This is a genomic window from Streptomyces sp. NPDC053431, from assembly GCF_044544925.1.
GTDB lineage: Bacteria > Actinomycetota > Actinomycetes > Streptomycetales > Streptomycetaceae > Streptomyces.
Genome location: NZ_JBITXX010000012.1, coordinates 47,547 through 71,628, shown reverse-complemented (window position 1 = coordinate 71,628; position 24,082 = coordinate 47,547). Strand labels below are relative to the sequence as shown.

General features: G+C 73.7%; 21 protein-coding genes. 6 read left to right on the top strand and 15 right to left on the bottom strand.

The genetic code is table 11. The annotated features are described in order from the left end of the window. Window positions 1-128: 128 nt before the first annotated feature. The 7 genes from pheT to infC form a co-directional block, all read right to left on the bottom strand. Window positions 129-2,660: a phenylalanine--tRNA ligase subunit beta gene (gene pheT, locus ACIGXE_RS25565; protein ID WP_399751199.1), complete on the bottom strand. Its 2,532-nt coding sequence runs from the start codon at window positions 2,658-2,660 to the stop codon at window positions 129-131. Further along, window positions 2,660-3,799, bottom strand: coding sequence for a phenylalanine--tRNA ligase subunit alpha (gene pheS / locus ACIGXE_RS25560; RefSeq protein ID WP_399751197.1), 1,140 nt, complete (start codon window positions 3,797-3,799; stop codon window positions 2,660-2,662). The genes pheT and pheS overlap by 1 nt, the downstream gene beginning before the upstream one ends. A 178-nt stretch (window positions 3,800-3,977) precedes the next feature. Beyond that, a complete protein-coding gene (locus tag ACIGXE_RS25555; RefSeq protein ID WP_399751195.1) occupies window positions 3,978-5,267 on the bottom strand; it encodes an ATP-binding protein in 1,290 nt (429 codons plus the stop codon). A gap of 81 nt (window positions 5,268-5,348) precedes the next feature. Next, window positions 5,349-6,188, bottom strand: a complete 840-nt coding sequence (locus ACIGXE_RS25550) for a TrmH family RNA methyltransferase (protein ID WP_399751193.1) — start codon at window positions 6,186-6,188, stop codon at window positions 5,349-5,351. Between the two features lie 127 nt (window positions 6,189-6,315). Continuing rightward, the gene (rplT, locus tag ACIGXE_RS25545; protein ID WP_019884941.1) at window positions 6,316-6,702 is read right to left on the bottom strand and encodes a 50S ribosomal protein L20; all 387 of its coding nucleotides are present in this window, start codon (window positions 6,700-6,702) and stop codon (window positions 6,316-6,318) included. Window positions 6,703-6,808: 106 nt separating this feature from the next. Continuing rightward, entirely contained in the window at window positions 6,809-7,003 is a 195-nt protein-coding gene (rpmI, locus tag ACIGXE_RS25540) for a 50S ribosomal protein L35 (RefSeq protein WP_041128339.1), read from the bottom strand. 123 nt (window positions 7,004-7,126) lie between these two features. Next, on the bottom strand, window positions 7,127-7,846 hold the full coding sequence (gene infC / locus ACIGXE_RS25535; protein WP_399751190.1) for a translation initiation factor IF-3: 720 nt from the start codon (window positions 7,844-7,846) through the stop codon (window positions 7,127-7,129). Between the two features lie 304 nt (window positions 7,847-8,150). Here infC and ACIGXE_RS25530 point away from each other — a divergent pair, with 304 nt between their 5' ends. Further along, window positions 8,151-8,528, top strand: a complete 378-nt coding sequence (locus ACIGXE_RS25530; protein WP_365349866.1) for a DUF1844 domain-containing protein — start codon at window positions 8,151-8,153, stop codon at window positions 8,526-8,528. Between the two features lie 187 nt (window positions 8,529-8,715). Here ACIGXE_RS25530 and ACIGXE_RS25525 read toward each other — a convergent pair whose 3' ends face one another. From ACIGXE_RS25525 to ACIGXE_RS25515, 3 genes are read right to left on the bottom strand one after another with little or no spacing between them, the layout of a single operon-like run. Further along, window positions 8,716-9,450, bottom strand: coding sequence for an SseB family protein (locus tag ACIGXE_RS25525; RefSeq protein ID WP_399751187.1), 735 nt, complete (start codon window positions 9,448-9,450; stop codon window positions 8,716-8,718). Between the two features lie 24 nt (window positions 9,451-9,474). After that, on the bottom strand, window positions 9,475-10,638 hold the full coding sequence (mycP, locus tag ACIGXE_RS25520) for a type VII secretion-associated serine protease mycosin (protein WP_399751185.1): 1,164 nt from the start codon (window positions 10,636-10,638) through the stop codon (window positions 9,475-9,477). Next, window positions 10,635-12,125 (bottom strand): hypothetical protein, encoded by a 1,491-nt coding sequence (locus ACIGXE_RS25515; protein WP_399751183.1) that lies wholly within the window; start codon window positions 12,123-12,125, stop codon window positions 10,635-10,637. The genes mycP and ACIGXE_RS25515 overlap by 4 nt, the downstream gene beginning before the upstream one ends. A 114-nt stretch (window positions 12,126-12,239) precedes the next feature. On the opposite strand from ACIGXE_RS25515, the gene ACIGXE_RS25510 reads away from it, so the two are divergent. Continuing rightward, window positions 12,240-13,442: an amino acid deaminase/aldolase gene (locus ACIGXE_RS25510; RefSeq protein ID WP_399751181.1), complete on the top strand. Its 1,203-nt coding sequence runs from the start codon at window positions 12,240-12,242 to the stop codon at window positions 13,440-13,442. 68 nt (window positions 13,443-13,510) lie between these two features. Here ACIGXE_RS25510 and ACIGXE_RS25505 read toward each other — a convergent pair whose 3' ends face one another. The 4 genes from ACIGXE_RS25505 to ACIGXE_RS25490 all read right to left on the bottom strand — a co-directional run bounded on the left by ACIGXE_RS25505 (window position 13,511) and on the right by ACIGXE_RS25490 (window position 18,458). Continuing rightward, window positions 13,511-14,818: a haloacid dehalogenase-like hydrolase gene (locus tag ACIGXE_RS25505; RefSeq protein WP_399751179.1), complete on the bottom strand. Its 1,308-nt coding sequence runs from the start codon at window positions 14,816-14,818 to the stop codon at window positions 13,511-13,513. A 102-nt stretch (window positions 14,819-14,920) separates the two neighbouring features. Then, window positions 14,921-15,715: a 3-oxoacyl-ACP reductase gene (locus ACIGXE_RS25500; protein WP_399751177.1), complete on the bottom strand. Its 795-nt coding sequence runs from the start codon at window positions 15,713-15,715 to the stop codon at window positions 14,921-14,923. Between the two features lie 5 nt (window positions 15,716-15,720). Then, on the bottom strand, window positions 15,721-17,085 hold the full coding sequence (locus ACIGXE_RS25495) for an aldehyde dehydrogenase family protein (protein ID WP_399751175.1): 1,365 nt from the start codon (window positions 17,083-17,085) through the stop codon (window positions 15,721-15,723). Between the two features lie 8 nt (window positions 17,086-17,093). Beyond that, entirely contained in the window at window positions 17,094-18,458 is a 1,365-nt protein-coding gene (locus tag ACIGXE_RS25490; RefSeq protein ID WP_399751173.1) for a glutamine synthetase family protein, read from the bottom strand. 78 nt (window positions 18,459-18,536) lie between these two features. Here ACIGXE_RS25490 and ACIGXE_RS25485 point away from each other — a divergent pair, with 78 nt between their 5' ends. The 3 genes from ACIGXE_RS25485 (at window position 18,537) to ACIGXE_RS25475 (ending at window position 21,556) form a co-directional block, all read left to right on the top strand. After that, entirely contained in the window at window positions 18,537-19,265 is a 729-nt protein-coding gene (locus ACIGXE_RS25485; RefSeq protein WP_128976505.1) for a FadR/GntR family transcriptional regulator, read from the top strand. Window positions 19,266-19,382: 117 nt separating this feature from the next. After that, window positions 19,383-20,831: an ethanolamine permease gene (gene eat / locus ACIGXE_RS25480; protein WP_399751171.1), complete on the top strand. Its 1,449-nt coding sequence runs from the start codon at window positions 19,383-19,385 to the stop codon at window positions 20,829-20,831. Between the two features lie 32 nt (window positions 20,832-20,863). Then, window positions 20,864-21,556, top strand: coding sequence for a gamma-glutamyl-gamma-aminobutyrate hydrolase family protein (locus ACIGXE_RS25475; protein WP_399751170.1), 693 nt, complete (start codon window positions 20,864-20,866; stop codon window positions 21,554-21,556). Here the strand turns inward: ACIGXE_RS25475 and ACIGXE_RS25470 are convergent. After that, complete coding sequence (locus ACIGXE_RS25470) at window positions 21,546-22,961, bottom strand: purine-cytosine permease family protein (protein ID WP_399751168.1); 1,416 nt, start codon at window positions 22,959-22,961, stop codon at window positions 21,546-21,548. The genes ACIGXE_RS25475 and ACIGXE_RS25470 overlap by 11 nt on opposite strands. 71 nt (window positions 22,962-23,032) lie before the next feature. Here ACIGXE_RS25470 and ACIGXE_RS25465 point away from each other — a divergent pair, with 71 nt between their 5' ends. Beyond that, the gene (locus ACIGXE_RS25465; protein WP_399751166.1) at window positions 23,033-23,731 is read left to right on the top strand and encodes a TetR/AcrR family transcriptional regulator; all 699 of its coding nucleotides are present in this window, start codon (window positions 23,033-23,035) and stop codon (window positions 23,729-23,731) included. The last annotated feature ends 351 nt before the right edge of the window (window positions 23,732-24,082 follow it).

Genomic DNA, 24,082 nt, shown 5'->3' with positions numbered 1-24,082 from the left:
CCGGCGCGGCCCCCCCCGCGGGGGGGGTGGTGGGCCACCCCCCCCCTGGGGGGGGCTCAAGCCGCCGCCTGCCCCACGGGCGCGGCCCGGGGGGCCCCCCCCCCCCCACGGCCCCTCTTCCTGCTGCGTCAGGCGCCGCGGAGGACCGCTCCCGTGTGCTCCGCCGCCATGGCGACCGCGGCGTCGCGGGCGGCCGTGGCCTCCTCGACCGTCAGGGTGCGGTCGGGGGCGCGGAAGCGCAGGGCGTACGCGAGGGACTTCTTGCCCTCGTCGATCTGGTCGCCGGTGTAGACGTCGAACAGGCGGATGGACTCCAGGAGTTCACCCGCGCCGCCGGCCAGGTGCCGCTCGACCGTGGCGGCCGGCACGTCCTTGTCGACGACCAGGGCGACGTCCTGGGTGGCCACCGGGAAGGCGGAGATGCGCGGGGCCTTCAGCGGGCCCACGCTCGCGCGCTCCACGATGTCCAGGTCCAGCTCCATCGCGCAGGTGCGGGCCGGCAGGCCGAGGGCCTTGACCACGCGGGGGTGCAGCTCGCCGCCGTGACCCGCGAGGGTCTTCACGCCGTCGATCACCACGTGGAACGCGGCGCAGCGGCCCGGGTGCCACGGGGCGTGCTGGTCGGCTTCGATCAGCAGCTCCGTGCCGGCCTCGGCGGCCACCAGGCGGGCGGCCTGGATCGCGTCGGCCCAGTCGGACGGGTGGCCCTTGCCCCACCAGCCGGCCTGCTCGCGCGCGCCGGAGAGGACCACGGCCACCCGGCGCGGCTGATCGGGCAGCGCGGCGTTGACGCGGGCGATCTCCTCGTCGGAGGGGCGGCCGTCGACGCCCAGGCGGACGGCCACGCCCGGCTGGCCCTCGGTGGGACGGAAGACCAGGCCCGTCTCGAAGAGCGCCAGGTCGTGGCTGCCGCGCCCGTCGTTGCGGCGCAGCGCGCCGAGCAGGCCCGGCAGCAGCGTCGTGCGGAGCGCGGGCTCCTCGTCGGAGAGCGGGTTGACCAGCTTCACGACCCGGCGGCGGGCGTCGTCCGCGTCCAGGCCGAGCTGGTCGAAGACCTGCTCGCCGATGAAGGGGTAGTTCAGCGCCTCGACGTAGCCGGCACCCGCGAGCACCCGGCCCACCCGGCGGTGGACGCGCTGGCGCTCGGTGAGGCCGCGGCCGGCCGGGGGCTTGGGCAGCGTGGAGGGCAGGTTCTCGTAGCCCTCCAGCCGGATGACCTCCTCGGCGAGGTCGTTCGGCGCGTTGAGGTCGGGGCGCCACGAGGGCACGGTGACCACGAGCTCGTCCTGGCCGTAGACGTCGCAGCCGATCTCCTGGAGGCGGCGGACGACGGTCTCGCGGCCGTAGTCCACGCCCGCGACCTGGTCCGGGTGGTTCGCCGGCATGGCGATGGTCCGGGGCGCGGAGGGGGCGACGATCTCGGTGACGCCGGCCTCGGCGGTGCCGCCCGCGAGGAGCACGAGCAGGTCGACCGTGCGCTGCGCGGCCGCGGCCGCGGCCTGCGGGTCGACGCCGCGCTCGAAGCGCTTGGACGCCTCGGAGGCCAGCTTGTGGCGGCGGGCCGTCCGGGCGATCGTGATCGCGTCGAAGTGCGCCGCCTCGATGACGACCTCGGTGGTGCCGGTGACGACGCCGGTCTCCGGGTCGGCGACCGGGTCGGCGATCTCGGTGTGGGCACCGCCCATGACGCCGGCGAGGCCGATCGGACCGCTGTTGTCGGTGATGAGCAGGTCGGCCGCGTCCAGGACGCGCACCGTGCCGTCGAGCGTGGTGATCTTCTCACCGGGCTCGGCGCGGCGGACGCCGATGGGGCCGTCGACGCGGTTGCGGTCGTAGGCGTGCAGCGGCTGGCCGAGCTCGAGCATCACGTAGTTGGTGATGTCGACGGCGAGCGAGATCGGGCGCATGCCGGCCTTCTGGAGGCGGCGCTTGAGCCAGATCGGGCTGTGGGCCTCGGGGTCGAGGCCGGTGACCGTACGGGCCGTGAAGCGGTCGCAGCCGATCGGGTCGGCGATCTGGACCGGGTAGCCGTACGCGTTCGGCGCGGGCACGTCGAGCAGCGCCGGGTCGCGCAGCGGCAGGCCGTACGCGATGGCGGTCTCACGGGCGACGCCGCGCATCGAGAGGCAGTAGCCGCGGTCCGGGGTGACGGCGATGTCGAGGACCTCGTCGTACAGCTCCAGGAGGACGGTGGCGTCGGTGCCGACCTCGTGCTCCGGCGGCAGCACGATGATGCCGTGCGTGCCGTCGTCGCCCATGCCGAGCTCGTCGCCCGAGCAGATCATGCCCTTGGAGACCCGGCCGTACGTCTTGCGCTCGGCGATCCGGAAGTCGCCGGGCAGCACGGCGCCGGGCAGGGCCACGACGACCTTGTCGCCCTCGGCGAAGTTCCGGGCGCCACAGATGATCTCCTGCGGCTCACCGGTGCCGTTGGCCTGGCCGACGTCGACGGTGCAGAAGCGGATCGGCTTCTTGAACTCCGTCAGCTCCTCGATCGTGAGGACCTTGCCGACCACCAGCGGGCCGGTGAGGCCCGCGCCGAGCTGCTCGACGGTCTCGACCTCGAGTCCTGCCGAAATGAGCTTGGCCTGCACGTCACGGCCGGTCTCCGTCGCCGGCAGGTCGACGTACTCCCGCAGCCAGGAAAGCGGGACCCGCATCAGATCTCCATCCCGAACGGCCGGGTGAACCGGACGTCACCCTCGACCATGTCTCGCATGTCTTCGACGTTGTGGCGGAACATCAGCATCCGCTCGATGCCGAACCCGAAGGCGAATCCGCTGTACTTCTCGGGGTCCACACCACAGGCGACGAGCACCTTCGGGTTGACCATGCCGCAGCCGCCGAGCTCGATCCAGCCCTCGCTGCCGCAGGTGCGGCAGGGGCGGTCGGGGTTGCCGACGGACTCGCCGCGGCAGACGTAGCAGAGCATGTCCATCTCGGCGGACGGCTCGGTGAAGGGGAAGAAGTTCGGGCGGAGCCGGGTCTTCATGTCGGGTCCGAAGAGCGCCTGGACCATGTGGTCCAGGGTGCCCTTGAGGTCGGCCATCGTCAGGCCCTCGTCGACGGCCAGCAGCTCGATCTGGTGGAAGACCGGGGTGTGGGTCGCGTCGAGCTCGTCGGTGCGGTAGACGCGGCCCGGGCACACGACGTAGACCGGGGGCTCCCGGTCGATGAGCGTGCGGGCCTGCACCGGCGAGGTGTGCGTGCGGAGCACGACACCGGACTCGTCGCCCGTGGTGGCTGTTCCCTCGACGGAGGTTCCCTGGACGAAGAACGTGTCCTGCATCTGCCGCGCCGGGTGGTCCGGCACGAAGTTGAGGGCGTCGAAGTTGAACCACTCGGCCTCGACCTCGGGGCCCTCGGCGACCTCGTAGCCCATCGACACGAAGACGTCGGCGACGCGCTCCATGAGGGTGGTCAGCGGGTGGCGGGCACCGGCCGGGATCCGGTCGTACGGCAGGGTGACGTCGACGGCCTCCTCGACGAGGACGCGCGCGTCGCGCTCGGCCTCCAGCTCGGCCTGGCGGGCGGCCAGGGCCTTGGAGACGACGCCGCGGGCCTGGCCCACGAGCTTGCCGGCGGCGGCCTTGGCCTGCGGGGGCAGGGCGCCGATCTCGCGGTTGGCGAGCGCCAGCGGCGAGGTGCCGCCGGTGTGCGCGGTCTTCGCGTGGGTGAGCGCGTCGAGGTCGCCTGCGGCGGCGAAGGCGGCGAGCGCCTCGTCCCGCATGCGCTCGATCTCTTCCGGTTTCAAGGCCTCGACCTCGACCGGGTCGTACGACTTATTGGGTGCCGACATCTCTTCCCGTGCTTCCGTTGGCTGGCTGGGCGGCCCCGCTCGACGTCAAGGGCGCAAACGTGCCAAAGGACGAGTCTAACGGGGTGTGGGGACGCGTTTGAGCCCGTGGGCGGCCCGAGCGGCTCCAGACCTCGTGCGGTCTCGTCAGGCGAGACGGGGAGGCGACGTCCCGAAGGCGTCAGAGGAGGTGTGCCGGGGTGCCGACGGGCAGGATAAATCGGAATTCGGCCCCGCCACGGCGACCGCGTCCGACGGTGATGGTGCCGCCGTGGGCCTCGACGACGCCCTTGACGATGTAGAGGCCGAGACCGGTGCCGCCGCGCTTGCTGCCCCGCCAGAAGCGGGTGAAGACACGGCCCATCGACTCCTCGGGGATGCCGGGGCCTTCGTCGCTCACGGTGACCTCCGTCCCCTTCTCTCCGTCGGTGGTGGCCGTGGTGGGTGCCACCTCGATGGTGACGGTTCCCTCGCCGTGGCGCACCGCATTTTCGAGGAGGTTGCCGAGGATCTGGTCGATCTTGTCGGGATCGGCCCACAGCTCGGGCAGGTCGGGCCTGACCCGGACGAAGAAGCGGTCCGGGGACTGCCCGCCCGCGGTGTGCGCGTGGACGTGCCGGCCGACGGCGGCGGCGATGTCGACGGGCTGGCGGCGCACCTCCAGCCGGCCGGAGTCGATCCGGGAGATGTCGAGGAGCTCGGCGATGAGGCGCTTGATGCGGCCGGCGTCGGCGTCGACGGTCTCCAGCATCAGGCGCTTCTGGTCGTCCGTGAACCGCTCCCACTTGTCGAGGAGGGTGGCGGTGAAGCCCTTGACGGAGGTGAGCGGCGAGCGGAGCTCGTGCGCGACGGTCGCGATCAGCTCGGCGTGGCTCCGCTCGTTGCGGCGCCGGGCCTCGGTGCCGCGCAGCGACACCACGAGCCGCCGCACCGGCCCGTTGGGGTGGTCGCGCACGTAACGCGCCGAGACGAGCACCTCGCGCCCGCCGGGCAGCAGGAGGTTCCGCTCGGGTTGGCCACGGCGGGTGGCGAGCCCGCCGTACGGGTCGGTCAGCGGCCACCAGCGGCTGCCCTTGAGGTCCTCCAGGGGCAGCGCCTCGTCGAGGGGCCGGCCGAGGGCGGCGGCGGGGGGCACGGCGGTGATCCGGCCGGCGGCGGCGTTGAAGCAGATGATCCGGCCGGTCTCGTCGGCGACGACGAGACCGTCGGGAAGATCGTCCGGGTCGATGCCGAGGCCGGCGTCGAACGACGGGTGCGACGGGGCGGCCTGCCCGGCGCCGGGCGCCGCGCCCGGCACGGAGGGCGGCTCGGGCGTATGCGCCGCGGCGTCCGGCTCGGGCGCGTGTGCCGTGGAATCCGGCGCGCAGGGCGGCTCGGGCGCGTGTCCCGTGGAATCCGGCGCGGGCGGCGGCTCCGGCGCGTGTGGCGCGGTGCTCCGTGCCTGTGCGGGACTGCCCGTGCCGACCGTCATCCCCGTAATCCCACCCCTCCGTGTAGCGCAGTGGGCCCCGAGTGCGTCACCCTACTAGGCCGACGGGGTCCGGTGGAGTCCTCAGGCGGTGGTTCGGGGGCGCTGGGCGCGCGCGGAGGCGTACAGGCACACGGCGGCCGCCGTCGCGAGGTTGAGGCTCTCGGCCTTGCCGTGGATCGGGACACGGACGACGGCGTCGGCGAGCGCCCGGGTCTCCTCGGGCAGCCCCCAGGCCTCGTTGCCGAAGACCCAGGCGGTGGGACCGCCCATGGTGCCGGAGTCCAGCTCGTCGTCGAGGTCGTCGGTGCCGGCCCCGTCGGCGGCGAGGATGCGCACACCGGCGCTCTTGAGGCCCGCGACCGCCTGCTCGACCGGGACGCCGACGGCGACCGGGAGGTGGAAGAGGGAGCCGACGGAGGCGCGGACGGACTTGGGGTTGTACAGGTCGACGGACGCGTCGGTGAGGATCACGGCGTCGGCGCCGGCCGCGTCGGCGCAGCGCAGCACGGTGCCGGCGTTCCCGGGGTCGCGGACGTGGGCGAGGACGGCGACCAGCTTGGGCCGGGCGGCGATGATCTCCTCGAACGGCGAGTCGAGGAAGCGGCAGACGCCCACGAGGCCCTGCGGCGTGACGGTCTGGGAGACCTCGGCCAGGACGGCGTCGGAGGCGTGGTGGACGCGGGCGCCGGCGGCGCGGGCGGCCTCGATGATCGAGTCGTAGCGCTCGGCGGCCTCGACGGTCGTGAAGAGCTCGACGAGGGTCGGCTCACCGGTGCTGCCGCGGTGCTGCACGGCCTCCCGGACGGCCTGCGGGCCCTCGGCGATGAAGAGGCGGTCCTTGCCCCGGAAATTGCGCTTGGCCAGCCGCCGGGCGGCGACGACGCGCGGCGAACGCGGGGAGATCAGCTCGGGGGTGGACATGTGCCTGCGGCTCTCTGACTCGACGACGGCTCGATGACGGCAGCGGTGGGGCGATACGGCGCGCAACGCGCCGGACCCGCAGGCGCGAGGCCTGCGGGTCCGGGCAGAAGTACTGCGACCTGGAAGATCAGGCGGCGGCCTTCGGGGCGTTGACGTCGGCCGGGAGGGCCTTCTGCGCGACCTCGACCAGCGCGGCGAACGCGTTGGCGTCGTTGACGGCCAGCTCGGCGAGGATCTTGCGGTCCACCTCGATGTTGGCGGCCTTCAGACCCTGGATGAGGCGGTTGTACGTCATGCCGTTCAGGCGGGCAGCGGCGTTGATGCGCTGGATCCACAGCTGACGGAAGTCGCCCTTGCGCTTCTTGCGGTCGTTGTAGTTGTAGACCAGCGAGTGGGTGACCTGCTCCTTGGCCTTGCGGTAGAGGCGCGAACGCTGACCGCGGTAGCCGGAGGCCTGCTCGAGGATCGCCCGGCGCTTCTTGTGGGCGTTGACTGCCCGCTTGACGCGTGCCACTTCTTAACTCCTTGTAGCGGGGTCGTGGTGGTCCTCACACGACCCGGAAAACGGATGGGTCCCGGTCTGTGCCGGATGCCCTCGTCGCCGAGGGCGGGAGATCAGATCAGATGCCCAGCATCTTCTTGATCTTGGCGGAGTCACCCGGGGCCATCTCGGCGTTGCCGGTGAGGCGACGCGTCAGCTTGGACGACTTGTGCTCGAGCAGGTGGCGCTTGCCGGCGCGCTCGCGCAGGATCTTGCCGGAGCCGGTGACCTTGAAGCGCTTCTTGGCACCGGAGTGCGTCTTGTTCTTCGGCATAGCGCCGTTATCTCCTCGTCAGTGGCGCTCCCCCGGTGCGGGCACCGGACAACCGGGAGCGTCAATTTCGTTTGGTGGTTCCGGGGCGGAACCCTGGGGCTGCCTGGCGGCAGCCCCGCGGGATCACGCCTCGGCGTTCTCGGCCGACGTGTCGGCCGAAGCCTGCTCGGCCGGGGCCTCCTCGGCCGGGGCCTCCGCGGCGGGCGCCTCGGACGAACCGCCCTGACGCTCGGCCTTGCGCGCGGCCTGGGCCTCGCGAGCCTCGGCCATGGCCTCGGTCTTCTTCTTGTGGGGACCGAGAACCATGATCATGTTCCGGCCGTCCTGCTTCGGGTTGGACTCGATGAAGCCAAGCTCCTGAACGTCCTCCGCGAGGCGCTGCAGCAGTCGGTAACCGAGCTCCGGCCGGGACTGCTCACGACCACGGAACATGATCGTGATCTTGACCTTGTCACCCTGCTTGAGGAACCGGACGACGTGACCCTTCTTGGTGTCGTAGTCGTGCGGGTCGATCTTCGGCCGGAGCTTCATCTCCTTGATGACCGTGTGCGCCTGGTTCTTGCGCGCCTCACGGGCCTTCATGGCCGACTCGTACTTGAACTTCCCGTAGTCCATGAGCTTGCACACGGGCGGACGGGCGTTCGCCGCGACCTCAACCAGATCGAGGTCGTACTCCTGCGCGAGCTCCAGGGCCTTGGCAAGCGGGACGATGCCCACCTGCTCGCCGCTGGGGCCGACAAGACGCACCTCGGGAACGCGAATCCGCTCGTTGATGCGGGGCTCGGCGCTGATGGATCCTCCTCGGTAGCACCACGCGACCGCCTTGGCGGACGGACACGTCACGGTAGAACTGTCGAGACCAACCGAGCGGGAGCACGAAAAATGCCCCGGACGGGACACAGGCGGGGCTCCACGAAAACCGGAGCACCGCCGCGGTCAACCGCGGGGCGCACATCGGGCGGCTCCATCGTCCGTACGGAACGATGGGCGCCACCTGACCGGTGACCCGCCACCCTTGAGGGCGGCCAGGTGGGAAGTCGGAGCCTCCACTTGTGGGCCGGGCACGCACGTGTCCGGCCGGTCGTTACACAAGGTTAGCAGGACCCGCCGGTCGGCGCGAACTCTCGGGCCGCTTATCGTGTGGGGCATGAGCGAGACGCCCCAGCACGAGTCCACCGACACCCCCGACACCCCCGACTTCGAGGCCATGACCCGCGACATCGCCGAGGTCCCCGCGGTCGAGGTGATCGTGACGGTCGCCGTCAACCTGATGAGCGCCGCGGCGGTGAAGCTCGGGCTCACCGAGGAGGGCGACGAGCACAAGGACCTCGACGAGGCCCGCAAGCTGATCCACGCCCTGGCCGGTCTGCTCGACGCCGGCGCGACGGAGATCTCCTCCTTCCACGCGGCCCCGCTGCGGGACGGCCTGAAGTCCCTCCAGCTCGCCTTCCGCGAGGCCTCCTTCGTCCCGGACGAGCCGGGCCAGGGCCCGGGCGAGAAGTACACGGGGCCGGTGTACGGCTAGAGCCTCACCGCGCGCCGGCAGCCGGCCCGAGAGGGCCGCGGGGGGTACGGGGGTCGCCCCCCCGGGAGAGCGCAGCCACGGGGCCGGTGTACGGCTGGAGGCCGGTGTACGGCTGGAGCCTCGCCGCCCGCCGGCCCGAGAGGGCCGCGGGGGGCACAGGGCACCGATGGGCCCCGCACCCCTCATTTCAGTTCTTTACGTAGAAGGGCTCGCCGGGAGGCGTGGCCGAGGCCGGCAGGAGTGCCAGGTCGAGGCCGCGCACCAGGCGGGCCCTCAGTGTTTCGTCGGCGGCCAGGGCGCGGGCCACGCGCTGGGCGGCCTCGGCCGGGGCGGCGTCCTCGGCGAGGACCAGGGCCAGCGTGCCGTCGGCGGTGCCGGGCCCGAGGTGGGCGCGCAGGACGGCCGGCTCGGCGGCGACGGCGGCCCGGACCGCGTCCCGTACCGCGGGGTCGTCCAGCGGGTCCGTGCTGGTGCGGCCCTCGGCGAGGGCGAGCAGCGCGGAGCCGGTCACCTGGTACGGCACCGGGCCCGCCAGGTCGAGCACCAGGGTGTCGGCCTTCTCGTGCGCGAGGGCCGCGAGCGCCTGGTGCAGCGGGACCGCGACGGGCCGGGCGGCCGGGTCCCACAGGGCGAGCGAGGCGATCGAGGTGAACGCGGGCAGTGCCCGCCGGTCCCCCGCCGTCAGCGTGGGCACCGCCATGTCGCTCGTCTTCTCCTGCTTGAGCCCCGTGACGGGGTCCACCTCGACCTCGCCGAGGACGGCGACGACCGGCACGAGCAGCCTGGCCTCCCGCAGGGCCGCGAGGACGGGGCCGTGGGCGGTCCTGTCCTCCGCCCAGGCCGCCAGGGCCGCGGCGAGCCGCGGGTCGGCGGTGCCGTCGTCGTCGGAGAAACCGGGGTCGGGGATGTTCTTGAGCGCCACGCCCCGAGCCTAACCGCCGGTGGTTCAGCGGCTGCGGCTGCCCCGCCAGAGGGCGACCGCGGCGGCGAGGAAGAGGACGCCGACGCCGCCGGCGAGGGGCGCGAGCAGCCCGATGGGGTGGCTCTCCTCGGGCGCGGCCTGCGGGCCGGGGCCGAAGTACCGCCCCTTGTAGCCGGCCACGGCGGCCTTGGGGTCGGCGGCCTTGAGCGCGGCGCCCGCCTCGATCGCGGCGGCCGGGTCGACCGTGCCGTACCCCTTGTCGTCGCTGCGCCCGCCCTTGGGACGGCTGCGCGCGGTGTCGACGAGCAGGCGCTTGATCTGGGCGGGGGTCAGGTCGGGATGGGCCGCGCGGACCAGCGCGACGGCGCCGGAGACGAACGCCGCGGCGGCGCTGGTGCCCCAGCCCTCGTAGTAGCGCCGGTCCGGGTCGGCGATGACGATGTCGACGCCGGGGGCGCTGACCGTGGCGTACCAGCGGCTGGTGGAGAAGGAGGCGTGGGTGCCCCAGCGGTCGACGGCGGCGACGGCGATGACGCCGGGGTAGGCGGCGGGGAAGGAGATGTGGTCGCCCTTCTCGCCGCCGTTGCCGGCGGAGGCGACGACGGAGACGCCCTTGCCGAGGGCGTACTGGACGGCGGCGTCCTCACCGGCGTCGGGGTGGGCCGACTCGGAGTCGTCGCCGAGGGAGAGGTTGATGACGTCGGCGCCGTGGTCGGCGGCCCAGCGGATGCCCTCGGCGAGGGCGGCGCCTCGGGTCTTGCGGGCCTTGTCGCGCTGCTTGTCGGTGCCTTCGAGGATGACGCGCACGGGCAGGACACGGACCTCGGGCGCGACGCCGAGGACGCCGTCCTGGGCGCCGGCGCCGTGGCCGTGACCGGCGATGATCCCGGCCATCGCGGTGCCGTGCCGGGCCCAGGCGCGGTCCCCGCGGGTGGCGCCGAAGCCGACCAGGTCGGTGCCGGGCAGGACGGAGCCGGCGAGGTCGGGATGGGTGGCGTCGACGCCGGTGTCGAGGACGGCGACGGTGATGCCCTCACCGCGGGTGGTCCGCCAGGCCTTGGTGGTGTGCAGGGCGTCGAGGCCCCACTGGCGGGCGCGGATGGTGTCGGCGTACGCGGGCGTGGTGGTCGCGGGGAGGACGGCGAAGGCGGCGGCGAGGAGGGCGGCGGCGGTACGGCGCGGGGTCACCGCTGGTCCTCCTCGACGGTGGCGGCGACGGTACGGCGCAGGGCGCGCTCGACGGCGTCGGCGACGCCCTTCGCCTCGTGTCCGAGGCCGGCCTGGGCGACGGCGGTGGTGCGCTTGGGCGTCATGGCGCGGTCGGCGGGCTCGGGTTCGGCGACGGCGCGGCCGTCGGCGAAGCCGGACACGGAGGTCACGACGACGGGCAGGTCGGGCAGGATGTGCCGCCACCAGCTCGCCCGCTGCGCGGCGCCGAAGCGGGCCGCGACCGTGCCGGGGCCCGCCAGGGCCGGCGGCACCTCGTCGGCGGCGCGGGAGCCGAGGGTGCGCATGGTGGGTGCGTCGGCCCCGGTGAACACGAGGGCGACGGTGACGACGTGGGAGGACGTCGCGTCGGTGTAGGTGGCCCGCAGGACGCGCTCGCAGCCGACGGTGCCGAGGGCGGTGCCGAGCTCCTTGGGCAGGGTCGCGGCGGTGCAGGGCGCGTCGGGCGCGACGACGATCCGCGTCCACGTACGGGCGGAGCCACCCGGTCCGGCGGCCGCGCCGGCGAGGGTGCGGGGGAAGAGGGTGTCGACGGGCGCGTTGTGCCAGAGCGCCCGGGCGGGGGTGTAGCCGGCGGCCTCGGCGGGCTGCCCGGCACCGCTGCCGGCCAGCACCGCCCCGGTGAGCGCCCCGCCGACCAGACCGAGCGCCAGCACGGCACAGGCCGCCGCGCCGACGACCCGCCCGGTGTGGCGCTCCCGGACGGGCCGCAGCCGCGTGGTGGTCTCGACGGGCGTCTCGGCGCCGAGGGCCCAGGCGTCGTAGGCGTAGCCGTGGCCGCCGGGCAGGGTGGCGGCGCCGGGCGGGGTGGTGCCGCCGGACGCGATGGTGCCGCCCGGGGGCGCGAAGCGGGGCGCCGGGGCGGGCCGGTGCTCGCGGCCGGACTGCGCGCCCCGGGTGGGCGGTCCGCCCGGGGTGGGCTGGTAGGCGCGTGCCGGCCCGGCGGCCGGGGCGGGACGGTCGGTGCCGACGGGCCCCGCGCCCGGGCTCGGGGCCGGGCGGTCGTCGCGTACGGGGCGGAGCCGGGTGGTGGTCTCGGTGGGCGCCTCCGCGCCCGGCGCGGGCTGCTCGGGCGGCAGCGGCTGCGCCACGGGGCGCCCCGCAGCGGGCGGGGCGGCGGGGGCGGCGGGTCGCTCCGGGGGCAGCAGGGCCTCGGTGATGCGGGAGGCGGGCCGCTCGGTCCGGGGCGCGGGGGTGGGCCGCTCGGCCTGGGGGGCGGGAGCGTGCCGCTCGGCGGGGGGCGCGGAGGCGGACCGCTCATTCCGGGGCGCAGGGGCAGGCCGCTCGGCCTGCGGCGCGGAGGCGGGCCGCTCGGGCCGCGGCGCGGGGGCGGCGGCGGGCTGCGGAGCAGGCGCGGGGGCCGCGGCGGGTGGCGGCGGAGTGGGGCGCTCCGGTGGGAGGAGGGCCTCGGTGATGCGGGACGTGGGGCGCTGCGGCTCGGTGCTCATCCCCGTCCCCCTGGTCGATCTGCGAAAGCAATGGCCGCCACTCTACGGGCTGTTCCCCCGGGCGCGGGAACCCAGGGGCTACCCACGCGTAAACCCGTCTGGCAAGCTCGGGCCATGACTCCCCGTGCCGCCGACCGCGCCCGGTACGACCGGGCCACCGCCCATCTCGACGCGCCTGTCGCCGTAGTCGACCTGGAGGCCTTCGACGCGAACGCCGACGACCTGGTCCGGAGGGCCGGCGGCAAGCCGGTCCGGGTCGCGAGCAAGTCGGTGCGCTGCCGGGCGCTCCTGGAGCGGGTGCTGGCCCGGGACGGATTCGCGGGAGTGATGTCCTTCACGCTCGCGGAGTCGCTGTGGCTGGCCCGGGCCGGTTTCGAGGACGTGCTGCTCGCCTATCCCTCCGCCGACCGGGCGGGGTTCGCGGAGCTCGCGGGCGACGCGAAGCCGGCGGGCGCCGTGACGGTGATGGTGGACGACGTGGCGCAGCTCGACCTGATCGAGGCGTCGCGGGCGGGTGGCACGGAGGAGGTCCGGGTCTGTCTGGAGCTGGACACCTCGCTGCGGCTGCTCGGCGGCCGGGTACGGATCGGGGCCCGGCGCTCGCCGCTGCGCGAGCCCGCCGAGCTGGCGGAGCTGGCCCGTTCGGTGGTGCGCCGCCCCGGCTTCCGGCTGGTCGGGATCATGGCGTACGAGGGGCACGTGGCCGGTGTCGGTGACGCGGTGGCGGGGCGGCCGGTGCGCTCGCGGGCGATCCGGCTGATGCAGTCCGCGGCCCGCAAGGAGCTGGCGGCCCGCCGGGCGGCGGTGGTCCGGGCGGTGCGGGCGGTGGCGCCGGACCTGGAGTTCGTGAACGGCGGCGGCACGGGCAGCGTGCAGCACACGGCGGCCGAGGACGCGGTGACGGAGATCGCGGCGGGCTCGGGGCTCTTCGTGCCGCGGCTCTTCGACAACTACACGTCCTTCTCGGGGCGTCCCGCCGCGCTCTTCGCCCAGCCGGTGGTGCGCCGCCCGGGTGTGGGCGTGGTGACGGTGCTCGGCGGCGGTTACCCGGCCTCGGGCGCCGCGGGTCCGGACCGGCTCCCGGTCCCGTACCTGCCGGAGGGGCTGCGCTACGACCCGCAGGAGGGTCCGGGCGAGGTGCAGACCCCGCTGCTCGGCTCCCCCGCCGACGACCTGCGCATCGGCGACAAGGTGTGGTTCCGCCACGCGAAGGCGGGCGAGCTGTGCGAGCGCTTCGACACGCTGCACCTGGTGGAGGGCGACCGGGTGACGTCGGCGGTCCCGACGTACCGGGGCGAGGGGCAGACCTTCCTGTAAGCGCCCCCTAGGCGCCCCCGGGCGGGCGCGCCCGTGGGACAGGCGCGCCCGTGCACCTCCCGGGGCCGTCAGAAGACGGTGTCCGCCTGGTCCGGTACGACGCTGCCGTCGGCCCGCCTGACCGGTCCGGCCGTGCCGTCGGAGGCGGTGTAGCCGGTGGTGGCGCAGGGGTACGGGGTGGTCCGCCGCTTCTTCGGGTCGATGAACATGGGGTTGACGATCCAGCGGCCGTCGGCGTTGTCGTAGGCCCGGCACATCAGTTCGTTCTTGTTGCGGTTGAGGACGAGCCGCAGACCGGTGGCGTCGCGGAGGAAGGTGACGTCCGTGTCGGAGTCGCCGGCGGCGAGGACCTGGCGGCGGGCGGCGGGCTGGACGCGTTCGGCGGCGGGGCCGTGGACGCCGAAGATCTCCTGGTTGATCCAGCAGCGCTTGCCGTCGATGTAGGTGATCATCCGGTCCTCGCCGTCGCGGACGCCGCCGCAGCCCTTGAGGTGGCCGGTGAGGCGGCCGTGCTCGGTGGTGTTGCGGATGCCCACGGTGTGGGAGGGGTCGATGCCCACGCCCCGGGCCCAGACGTCCACGACGGGCTCGGGGGACGCAGAGACGATCCACACGTCGAATCCGGCGCCCTGGAGGGCGTGGATCAGGTCGCGCTGCTGGTCGTAGTAGCGGACCCACCCGGTCACGTTCCGGCTGCCGACCCGCTGGGTGGCGCCCTGCGGCGCGGCCAGGTTCTCGGCGCGGGCCGCGGCGGCGAAGGAGCGCACCTCGTGGGCCGTCCAGCCGTTCAGGAGCTGGGCGAGCCAGGCGTACTGGGGTTCCATGCGGCGGCGGTCGTACCCGGCGAACGCCGTCCTGCCGCCGGTCGTGGCACCCGTGCCGTAGACCGCGAGGAGCTCGTCGGCGCAGCGGATGCCGGCGGCGGTGGGGGCCGCGGTGGGCAGGGTGCGCACCCCGGTGGGGCAGGCGGCGCCCAGGGCGGCGGCGGCCTCGGCGGTGAGGTAGCGGCTGGTGGTGGTCCACTCGCCGTGCTGCGGGGGGCGGATGCGGTCGTTGCGGAGCAGCCAGTAGAAGGTGGCGTCGCCGACGTCGTTCTTGACGACGGTGTTGTCCCAGTCGAAGACCGCGACCGGCTTCTCGCGCCGGGGGCCTGCGGATCCCGTGCCGCCCTGGTGCGGCTTCGTCTCGGCGCACCGGGCGGCTATCAGGTCGTCGAGGCGTGCCTTGTTGTCGCCGTACCAGCCCTCCGTGACGGTGAGGGTGGGGCACGGCCGGGGTGCGGCGGGCCGGGCGGCGGCGCTCGCCGTGGGGAGCAGGCCGGTCGCGGCGAGGGCGAGGGACGCCGCGGCGGCGGTGGTGCGGAGCCTTCTCTTCATGGACGCGTCTCCTGTCCGTACGCACGACAGCCGGGCGCCTTGCGACGCCCGGCTGCGCGGGGTGGGGGTGGGGTGGGGAGGGGGCGGCGGCGGTGGTGAGGTCTAGAGCGGGGTCACGTACGCGCCGGAGATGCCGCCGTCGACGAGGAAGTCGGTGGCGTTGATGAACGAGGAGTCGTCGCTGGCGAGGAAGGCGACCGCGGCGGCGATCTCCTCGGCCTCGGCGAACCGGCCGACCGGGATGTGCACCAGGCGGCGCGCGGCCCGCTCGGGGTCCTTGGCGAACAGCTCCTGGAGGAGCGGCGTGTTGACGGGCCCGGGGCAGAGCGCGTTGACGCGGATGCCCTCGCGGGCGAACTGGACGCCGAGCTCGCGGGACATGGCGAGCACGCCGCCCTTGGAGGCGGTGTACGAGATCTGGCTGGTGGCCGCGCCCATGACGGCGACGAAGGAGGCGGTGTTGATGATGGAGCCCCGGCCCTGGCGCCGCATGTACGGCAGGGCGGCCTTGCAGCACAGGTAGACGGAGGTCAGGTTGACGTCCTGGACGCGCTTCCAGGCCTCCAGGCCGGTCTCCAGGATGGAGTCGTCGTCCGGCGGCGAGATGCCCGCGTTGTTGAAGGCGATGTCGACGGAGCCGTAGGTGTCGTAGGCGACCTTGAAGAGGTTCTCGACCTCCTCCGGGTCCGTGACGTCGACCTTCACGAAGGTGCCGCCGACCTCCTCGGCGGCGGCCTTGCCGGCCCGCTCGTCGATGTCGCCGCACACCACGTGGGCGCCCTCGGAGGCGAGGCGGCGGGCGGTGGCGAGGCCGATGCCGCTGCCGGCGCCGGTGATGACGGCGGTACGGCCGACGAGCCGGCGGCAGATGCTCTCTTCGGTGGTCTCGTTGCTCATGCGGGTCAGGCCTCCGTGCTGATGAAGACGTTCTTGGTTTCGGTGAAGGCGGTCAGGGCGTCGGGGCCCAGCTCCCGGCCGAGGCCGGACTGGCCGAAGCCGCCGAACGGGGTCCAGTAGCGGACGCTGGAGTGGGAGTTGACGGAGAGGTTGCCGGCCCGGACGGCGCGGGAGGCGCGCAGGGCGCGGCCGATGTCGCGGGTCCACAGGGAGCCGGACAGGCCGTACGGGGTGGCGTTGGCGAGCCGGATCGCGTCGGCCTCGTCGTCGAAGGGCAGTACGACGGCGACCGGGCCGAAGATCTCCTCGACGGCGCAGGGGGCGTCCTCCGGGACGCCGGTGAGGAGGGTCGGCGGGTACCAGAAGCCGGGCCCCTCGGGGGCCTTGCCGCGGACGGCGGTGAGGTCCTCGGTGACGTAGGAGCGGACGCGGTCGAGCTGGGCGCGGGAGATGAGGGGGCCCATCTGGGTGCGCTCGTCGAGGGGGTCGCCCACGACGATCTCCTCGATCGCGGGGGTGAGGAGCTCCAGGAAGCGGTCGTACACCTCGCGCTGCACCAGGATGCGGGTGCGGGCGCAGCAGTCCTGGCCGCTGTTGTCGAGGAAGGCCATCGGCGCCGCGGCGGCCGCGGCTTCGAGGTCCGCGTCGGCGAAGACGATGTTGGGGCTCTTGCCGCCGAGTTCGAGGGTGACCCGCTTCACCTGGTCGGCGGCCTTGGCCATGATCTGCTTGCCGACCCGGGTGGAGCCGGTGAAGACGACCTTGGCGACGCCGGGGTGTTCGACGAGCGCGTTGCCGGCGACGGGTCCTTCGCCGGGGAGCACCTGGAACAGCCCTTCGGGGAGGCCGGCCTCCAGGGCGAGCTCGGCGAGCCGCAGGGCGGTGAGCGGGGTGGTCTCGGCGGGCTTCAGGACGACGGCGTTGCCGGCGGCGAGCGCGGGGGCGGTGGCCCAGGCGGCGATCGGCATGGGGAAGTTCCAGGGCGCGATGACGCCGACCACGCCGAGGGGTTCCAGGAGGGTGATGTCGAGTCCGCCGGGGACGGGGATCTGGCGTCCGTTGAGGCGCTCGACGCCGCCGGCGGCGTAGTCGAGCAGGTCGCGGACGTTTCCGGCCTCCCAGCGGGCGTTGCCGATGGTGTGGCCGGCCTCGCGGACCTCCAGGAGGGCCAGTTCCTCGACGTGGGCGTCGACGACGGCGGCGAAGCGGCGCAGGATCCGGGCCCGGTCGGCGGGTGCGGCGGCGGCCCAGTGGCGCTGGGCGGCGGCGGCCCGTGCGACGGCGGCGTCGACGTCGGCCGGGGTGGCGGCGGGGACGGTGGCGACGACCTCCTCGGTCGCCGGGTTCAGGACGTGCAGTTCGTGCGGCAAGTCGTTCCTCACATGCGTTCGAAGGAGCGGCGCAGTTCCCAGTCGGTGACGGCGGCGTCGTAGGCGTCGAGTTCGACGCGGGCCATGTTGCGGTAGTGGGCGACGACCTCGGGGCCGAAGGCGGCCTTGGCGATCTCGCTGTTCTCCCACAGCTCGGCGGCCTCGCGGAGGGTGGTGGGGACGTGCTCGTACTCGGCGGCGTACGCGTTGCCGGTGCAGGCGGGCGGCAGTTCGAGGCCCTGCTCGATGCCGTGGAGGCCGGCGGCGACGAGTCCGGCGACGGCGAGGTAGGGGTTCACGTCGCCGCCCGGCAGCCGGTTCTCGAAGCGGGTGGAGCGCCCGTGGCCGACGACCCGCAGGGCGCAGGTGCGGTTGTCGTGGCCCCAGGCGACGGCCGTGGGGGCGAAGGAGCCGGGCTGGAAGCGCTTGTACGAGTTGATGTTGGGGGCGTAGAGCAGGGAGAAGTCCCTCATCGCGGCGAGCTGTCCGGCGAGGAAGTGCCGCATGACGTCCGACATGCCGTCGGCCCCGTCACCGGCCATGACGTTGCGGCCGTCGGCGTCCTGGAGCGAGAGGTGGATGTGACAGGAGTTGCCCTCGCGCTCGTTGTACTTCGCCATGAAGGTGAGCGAGCAGCCCTCCTGGGCGGCGATCTCCTTGGCGCCGGTCTTGTAGACGGCGTGCTGGTCGCAGGTGACGAGGGCCTCGTCGTACTTGAAGGCGATCTCGTGCTGGCCGGGGTTGCACTCGCCCTTGGCGGACTCGACGGTGAGCCCGGCGCCGGCCATCTCGTTGCGGATGCGGCGCAGCAGGGGCTCGATCCGGCCGGTGCCGAGGACCGAGTAGTCGATGTTGTACTGGTTGGCCGGGGTCAGCCCCCGGTAGTTGGCGTCCCACGCCTGCTCGTAGGTGTCCTTGAAGACGATGAACTCCAGCTCGGTGCCGACGTGGGCGGTGAAGCCGTGGGCGGCGAGCCGGTCGAGCTGGCGGCGGAGGATCTGCCGGGGCGCGGCGACGACGGGGGTGCGGTCGTTCCACGCGAGGTCGGCCATCACCATGGCGGTGGCCTCGTTCCAGGGGACGCGGCGCAGGGTGGAGAGGTCGGGGAGCATGGCGAAGTCGCCGTAGCCGCGGTCCCAGGAGGACATTTCGTAGCCGCCGACGGTGTTCATCTCGGTGTCGACGGCCAGAAGATAGTTGCAGCCCTCGGTGCCGTGGTCGAGCACGTCGTCCAGGAAGAACGGGGCGGCGAACCGCTTGCCCTGGAGCCGGCCCTGCATGTCGGGGAAGGCCAGGACGACGGTGTCGATCTCGCCGCTCGCGACGAGCGCGCGGAGCTCGTCGACGGAGAGCGGGGGTGTGCGGTCTGCCACGGGATTACTCCTCCTTCGGCCTGCCGGGAGCCATAAGGTATTGCTCAGGACCATTGCTTGGGAAGGGGAAACGACGAGGTGGCCAGTACGAGTGAATCGGCGGACCGGCTGACGCCCGTGCTGCGGCCGGTGCGCGCGGGCAACGGTTTCGAGGAGGCCCTGGAGCAGATCCTGCAGGTCGTACGGCTCGGGCTGGTGCCCGGCGGGGAGCGCCTGCCGGCCGAGCGCGAGCTCGCCGACCGGATGGGGATCAGCCGGGTCACGCTGCGCGAGGTCCTGAAGGTGCTGCAGGAACAGGGCCTGGTGGAGAGCCGGCGCGGGCGGTACGGCGGGACCTTCGTGCTGCAGCGCCCGCAGACCGCCGACGAGGCGGAGCTGCGGCGCCGGATCGCGGCCGTCGACATGGAGGACACGCTGCGCTTCCGCGAGGTCCTGGAGGTCGGCGCGGCCGGTCTGTGCGCGGCGCACGGGCTGGACGAGGAGGGTGCGGAGCGGCTGCGGGCGGCGCTCGCGGCGACGCACGACGCGCCGCTCGGCGACTACCGGCGCCAGGACACCCTGCTGCACCTCACGCTGGCGGAGCTGTCCGGTTCGCCGACGCTGACCGCGCAGTACGCGGCCGTCCGGGCCACCGTCAACGACCTGCTGGACTGCATCCCGCTGCTCGTGCGCAACCTGGAGCACTCGCAGCACCAGCACACCGCGCTGGTGGAGGCGGTCCTGGACGGGGACGCGGACGCGGCGCGCGAGGTGATGCGCGAGCACTGCGCGGGGACGGCGGCCCTGCTGCGCGGCTTCCTGACCTGAGGGGGCGGCGCGACGGCGTAACCCGAAAGTAACGCAGGGGACTTGCGCTCCCCGTACGCCCGACGCAAAGGTATGGCACCGATCCATTGGGCCCGTTGCGGGGAGCTGAGCGCTGGCATGACGCTGGAAGACACCTCAGGCACCACAGGAAACACGGTCACGTCCGACGACTATCTGGAACGGCGCACCCTGCGCCGGGGCAGCGCCGGCTGGCTGCTGCTCACCGGGCTCGGCGTCGCGTACGTCGTCTCCGGCGACTTCTCGGGCTGGAACATCGGCCTGTCCAAGGGCGGCTTCGGCGGCCTGGCCATCGCGACGGTCCTCATGGGCGCGATGTACGCGTGCCTGGTCTTCTCGCTGGCCGAGCTGTCCGCGATCCTGCCCACGGCGGGCGGCGGCTACGGCTTCGCCCGCCGGGCGCTCGGCACCTGGGGCGGCTTCCTCACCGGCACCGCCATCCTGATCGAGTACGTGCTGGCGCCCGCCGCGATCTCGATCTTCATCGGCGACTACGTCGAGTCGCTCGGGCTCTTCGGCCTGGAGTCCGGCTGGCCGGTCTACCTGGTCTGTTTCGCGCTCTTCATCGGCATCCACCTGTGGGGCGTGGGCGAGGCGCTGCGCTTCAGCCTGATCGTCACCGCGGTCGCGGTGGCGGCCCTGCTGGTCTTCGCGCTCGGCGCGCTCAGCGACTTCCACGTGAACGGCCTGGACGACATCCCGGTCGACACGACCGCGTTCGGCTCCGGCTCGTGGCTGCCCTTCGGGCTGCTCGGCATCTGGGCGGCCTTCCCCTTCGGCATGTGGTTCTTCCTGGGCGTCGAGGGCGTGCCGCTCGCGGCCGAGGAGGCGAAGGACCCGGTGCGCTCGATGCCGCGGGCGCTCGCGCTGTCCATGGGCATCCTGGTGGTGCTCGCGGTGGTGACCTTCTTCGCGGCGACCGGCGCCCGCGGCTCGGCGGCCATCCAGGAGGCCGGCAACCCGCTGGTGGTCGCCCTCCAGGGCGACGGGGAGCCGACCGCGCTCAGCCGCTTCGTGAACTACGCGGGCCTCGCGGGCCTGGTGGCCTCGTTCTTCTCGCTGATCTACGCGGGCTCGCGCCAGCTCTTCGCCCTGTCCCGGGCCGGCTACCTGCCGCGCTTCCTCTCCCTCACCAGCCGCCGCAAGTCGCCGTACCTCGGCCTGCTGATCCCGGGCGCGCTCGGCTTCGCGCTCGCCGCCGGAACCGGAGACGGCGCCCGGATGCTGAACATCGCGGTGTTCGGCGCCACCATCTCCTACGCGCTGATGGCGCTCTCCCACATCGTCCTGCGCCGCCGGGAACCCGGCCTGGCCCGCCCGTACCGCACCCCCGGCGGCGTGGTCACCTCCTCGATCGCCTTCGTCCTCGCCCTCTCGGCCCTGGTGGCGACCTTCCTGGTGGACAAGAACGCGGCGTTCATCGCGCTCGGGGTGTACGCGATCGCGCTGGCCTACTTCGCGTTCTACAGTCGCCACCATCTGGTGGCGAAGGCGCCCGAGGAGGAGTTCGCGGCGCTGGCCGCGGCCGAGGCGGAACTCGAGCGCTGACCGACCCCTGATTCACGACCCCGGAGGACCCCGTGCCCAAGCCGCTCATCGGTGTGACGACCTACCTGGACCAGGCCCGCTGGGGAGTGTGGGACCTCCCCGCGGCGCTGCTCCCGGCCGCTTACCCGCGCCTGGTCCGGGAGAGCGGCGGGCTCGCGGTCATGCTCCCCCCGGACGATCCGGCCGCCGCGGCGGAGACGGTCGCCCGGCTGGACGGCCTGGTGGTCGCGGGCGGCGCGGACGTCGAGCCGGTACGGTACGGCGCCGAGCCCGACCCGCGTACCGGCCCGCCCGCCCGGGCCCGGGACGGCTGGGAACTGGCCCTGATCGAGGCGGCCCTCGACACCGGCACCCCGCTCCTCGGCATCTGCCGCGGGATGCAGCTCCTGAACGTGGCCCTCGGCGGCACCCTCGTCCAGCACCTCGACGGCCACACGGAGGCGGTCGGGGTCATCGGCCGCCACCCGGTCACGCCGGTCCCGGGCACCCGGTACGCCGGCCTGGTCCCGGAACGCACCCAGGTCCCCACCTACCACCACCAGTGCGTCGACATCCTCGGCAAGAACCTCCAGGTCTCGGCCCACGCGGACGACGGCACGATCGAGGCCGTCGAACTCCCCTCCCCCGCCTGGGCCCTCGGTGTCCAGTGGCACCCGGAGATGGGCGAGGACCCGAGGGTGATGCGGGGCCTGGTGGAGGCGGCGGCGGGGCGCGTCAGCGGGTGATCCGGCCGCGCATCAGGAGGGCGTAGAGCAGGCCCGAGACGCTCATGCCGACGGGAAGCGCGAGGTCGATTCCGCCGAGGGCGTGGGCGACGGGGCCGGTGTAGGCGGTGTCGACGCACAGGGCGGCCAGGACGCCGCCGACGAGGACGGCCGCGGCGCCGGCCGGGTTGACGCCGGCGGTGTACCAGAACGGGCTTGCCGGGCTCTCGTCCATGAGGGCCCGGCCGTCGTAGGCGTTGCGGCGCAGCAGGATGTCGACCGCGTACACGGTCATGGCGGGGCCGAGCAGGACGACGGTGAGCTGGAGGACGTTGCTCACGGTGTCCAGGAAGTTGGAGACGAGCAGCGCGTAGAGGGTCAGGGCGACCGCGACCGTGCCGTCGACGAGGACGCTGCGCGAGCGGCGGATCCGGATGCCGACGGCCTGCAGGGCCAGGCCCGCGCTGTACGCGGTCATCGCGTTGTTCGCGATCGTGCCGAGGACGAGGGCCAGCAGGAAGACGGGCGAGAACCAGCCCGGCAGCATCGACTCCAGGGCGGCCTGCGGATCGGTCATGTCGACGACGGTGGCGGCGAGGGCGCCCAGCGAGCACACCGCGACGCTCGGCAGGAAACCGCCCAGGGCGGTCCACCCGACGACCGCCTTCGGGGAGGCCGTCGCGGGCAGGTAGCGGGAGAAGTCGGCGCTGGTCGTGTACGAGAGGGGGCCGGCCGCGATCAGGGTGACGCCCGCGAGCAGGGTCGCCCACAGACCGGTGCCGGTGAGCGGCCCGTCCGGGACGTAACCGAAGTCCGCGTGGAGCAGGACCGTGTACGCGACGACGCCGAAGGCCGCGGTCAGCGCGATGGTGATCGGCAGGTAGAGGCGGACGATCAGGGCGTGCCCGTACACGCCGATGGTGAGCGTGATCCCGGCGATGAGGAGGACGACGACGACCTTCACCCCGGTGGAGACGGTCAGGCCGGTCTTCTCCACCAGGGTGAAGGCGGCGCCGGCCGCCGCCGCGAGATTGAGGGCGAAGTAGCAGACCGAGATGACCCAGCCGGTCACCGCGTTGTTCACCCGGTTCCCGCGCACCCCGTACATGGTCCGGGTGATGACCTCGCTCGGTGCTCCCGCCGCGGGTCCGGACACCGCGAGCACGCCCGTGAGCAGCCAGAACAGATTGCCGACGACGATCACCGCGATCGCCTGCGCGAGCCCGAGGCCCATGAGCACCAGGGCGCCGCCGACGACGAGGCTCAGGTAGTTGACGTTGGCGGCCGCCCAGATCGAGAACAGCTCGCTCGGCCGGCCGTGCCGCTCCTCGTCGGGGATGTGGTCGATGCCGTGCGACTCGATCCGCGTGGGCCGATCGGTGGCGGGGTGCCCCGACGTGCTCGGGGCGGGGGTGCTGGAAGCCATGGGGCGACCCTCCGGTACGTGTCGTGCCCAGCCGGTTGCTTATTGGTCGCACACTCAATAGCATCACTCCCATGTCGTCAAGCGTCCAGCGCAAGCGAGTTCGCAAGTCCCCCGAGGCCCGGCGCGCGGAGATCGTCGACGCGGCCGCGGCCGTCGCCCTGTCCGAAGGCCTGGAGTGCGTGACCCTTCGGCGGATCGCCGAGGAGCTCGACGTCCGCCCGGGCCTGATCAGCCACTACTTCCCCTCGGCGGAGAACCTGGTCGCCGAGGCCTTCGGCACCGCCGCCACCGGCGAGCTCGACGCCCTGCTGCCCGCCGAGCGCCCCGACGGGACCCCCACCCAGTACCTGGCGCGCTACTTCGCGCTCTCCTCCGGGGACGCGTACGACGACATCAGCCGCCTCTGGATCAACGCCCGCCACCTCAGCCGCTACCGGCCCCTCCTGCGCGACCGGGTCGCGGAGCAGGAGCTCGCCTCCGACGCACGCCTCGAAGGCGTGATCCGCGACGGCGTCGCCCGCGGGGAGTTCCGGACCGCGGACCCGCACGTCACCGCGATCCAGATCCTCGTCGTCCTCGACGGCCTCGGCGCCCACGCCAACAGCGACCGCGAGAACCGCCCGGAGCCGATCCTGCGGATGGCCGTCACCACGGCCGAACGCGAGCTCGGCCTGGCGCCGGGCACGCTCGAACGCGAGGCGGACGCGCTGCCCGCGGTGCTACCGGCCGCAGCGGCGGCCGCGCCGCGGGCCGGGAGCACGGCTCCCTGACAGCGTGCGGCCTCGGCGCCGGGCGCCCGGCGCCGAAGCTTCCGGCCTGGCGTCGGCGTGGGGCTTCGGGCCATGGGCGCCGGCGCCGAGGCCGGGGGCCGAGTGCCGACGCTGAGGCTGCCGGTCGAGCGCCGACGCCGAGCCTCGGCCCTTGAGCGTCGGGGTCGAGGTTTCGGGCCGAGCGGTGGCGTGGGACTTCGGGCCGAGCGTCGGCGTCGAGGCTCTGGGCCGAGCGTCGGCGCCGGGCCTCGGCCCACGGGCGCCGGCGCCGAGGCTCCGGGCCGAGCGTGGGCGTGGGGCTTCGGGCCGAGCGTCGGCGTCGAGGCTCTGGGCCGAGCGTCGGCGCCGGGC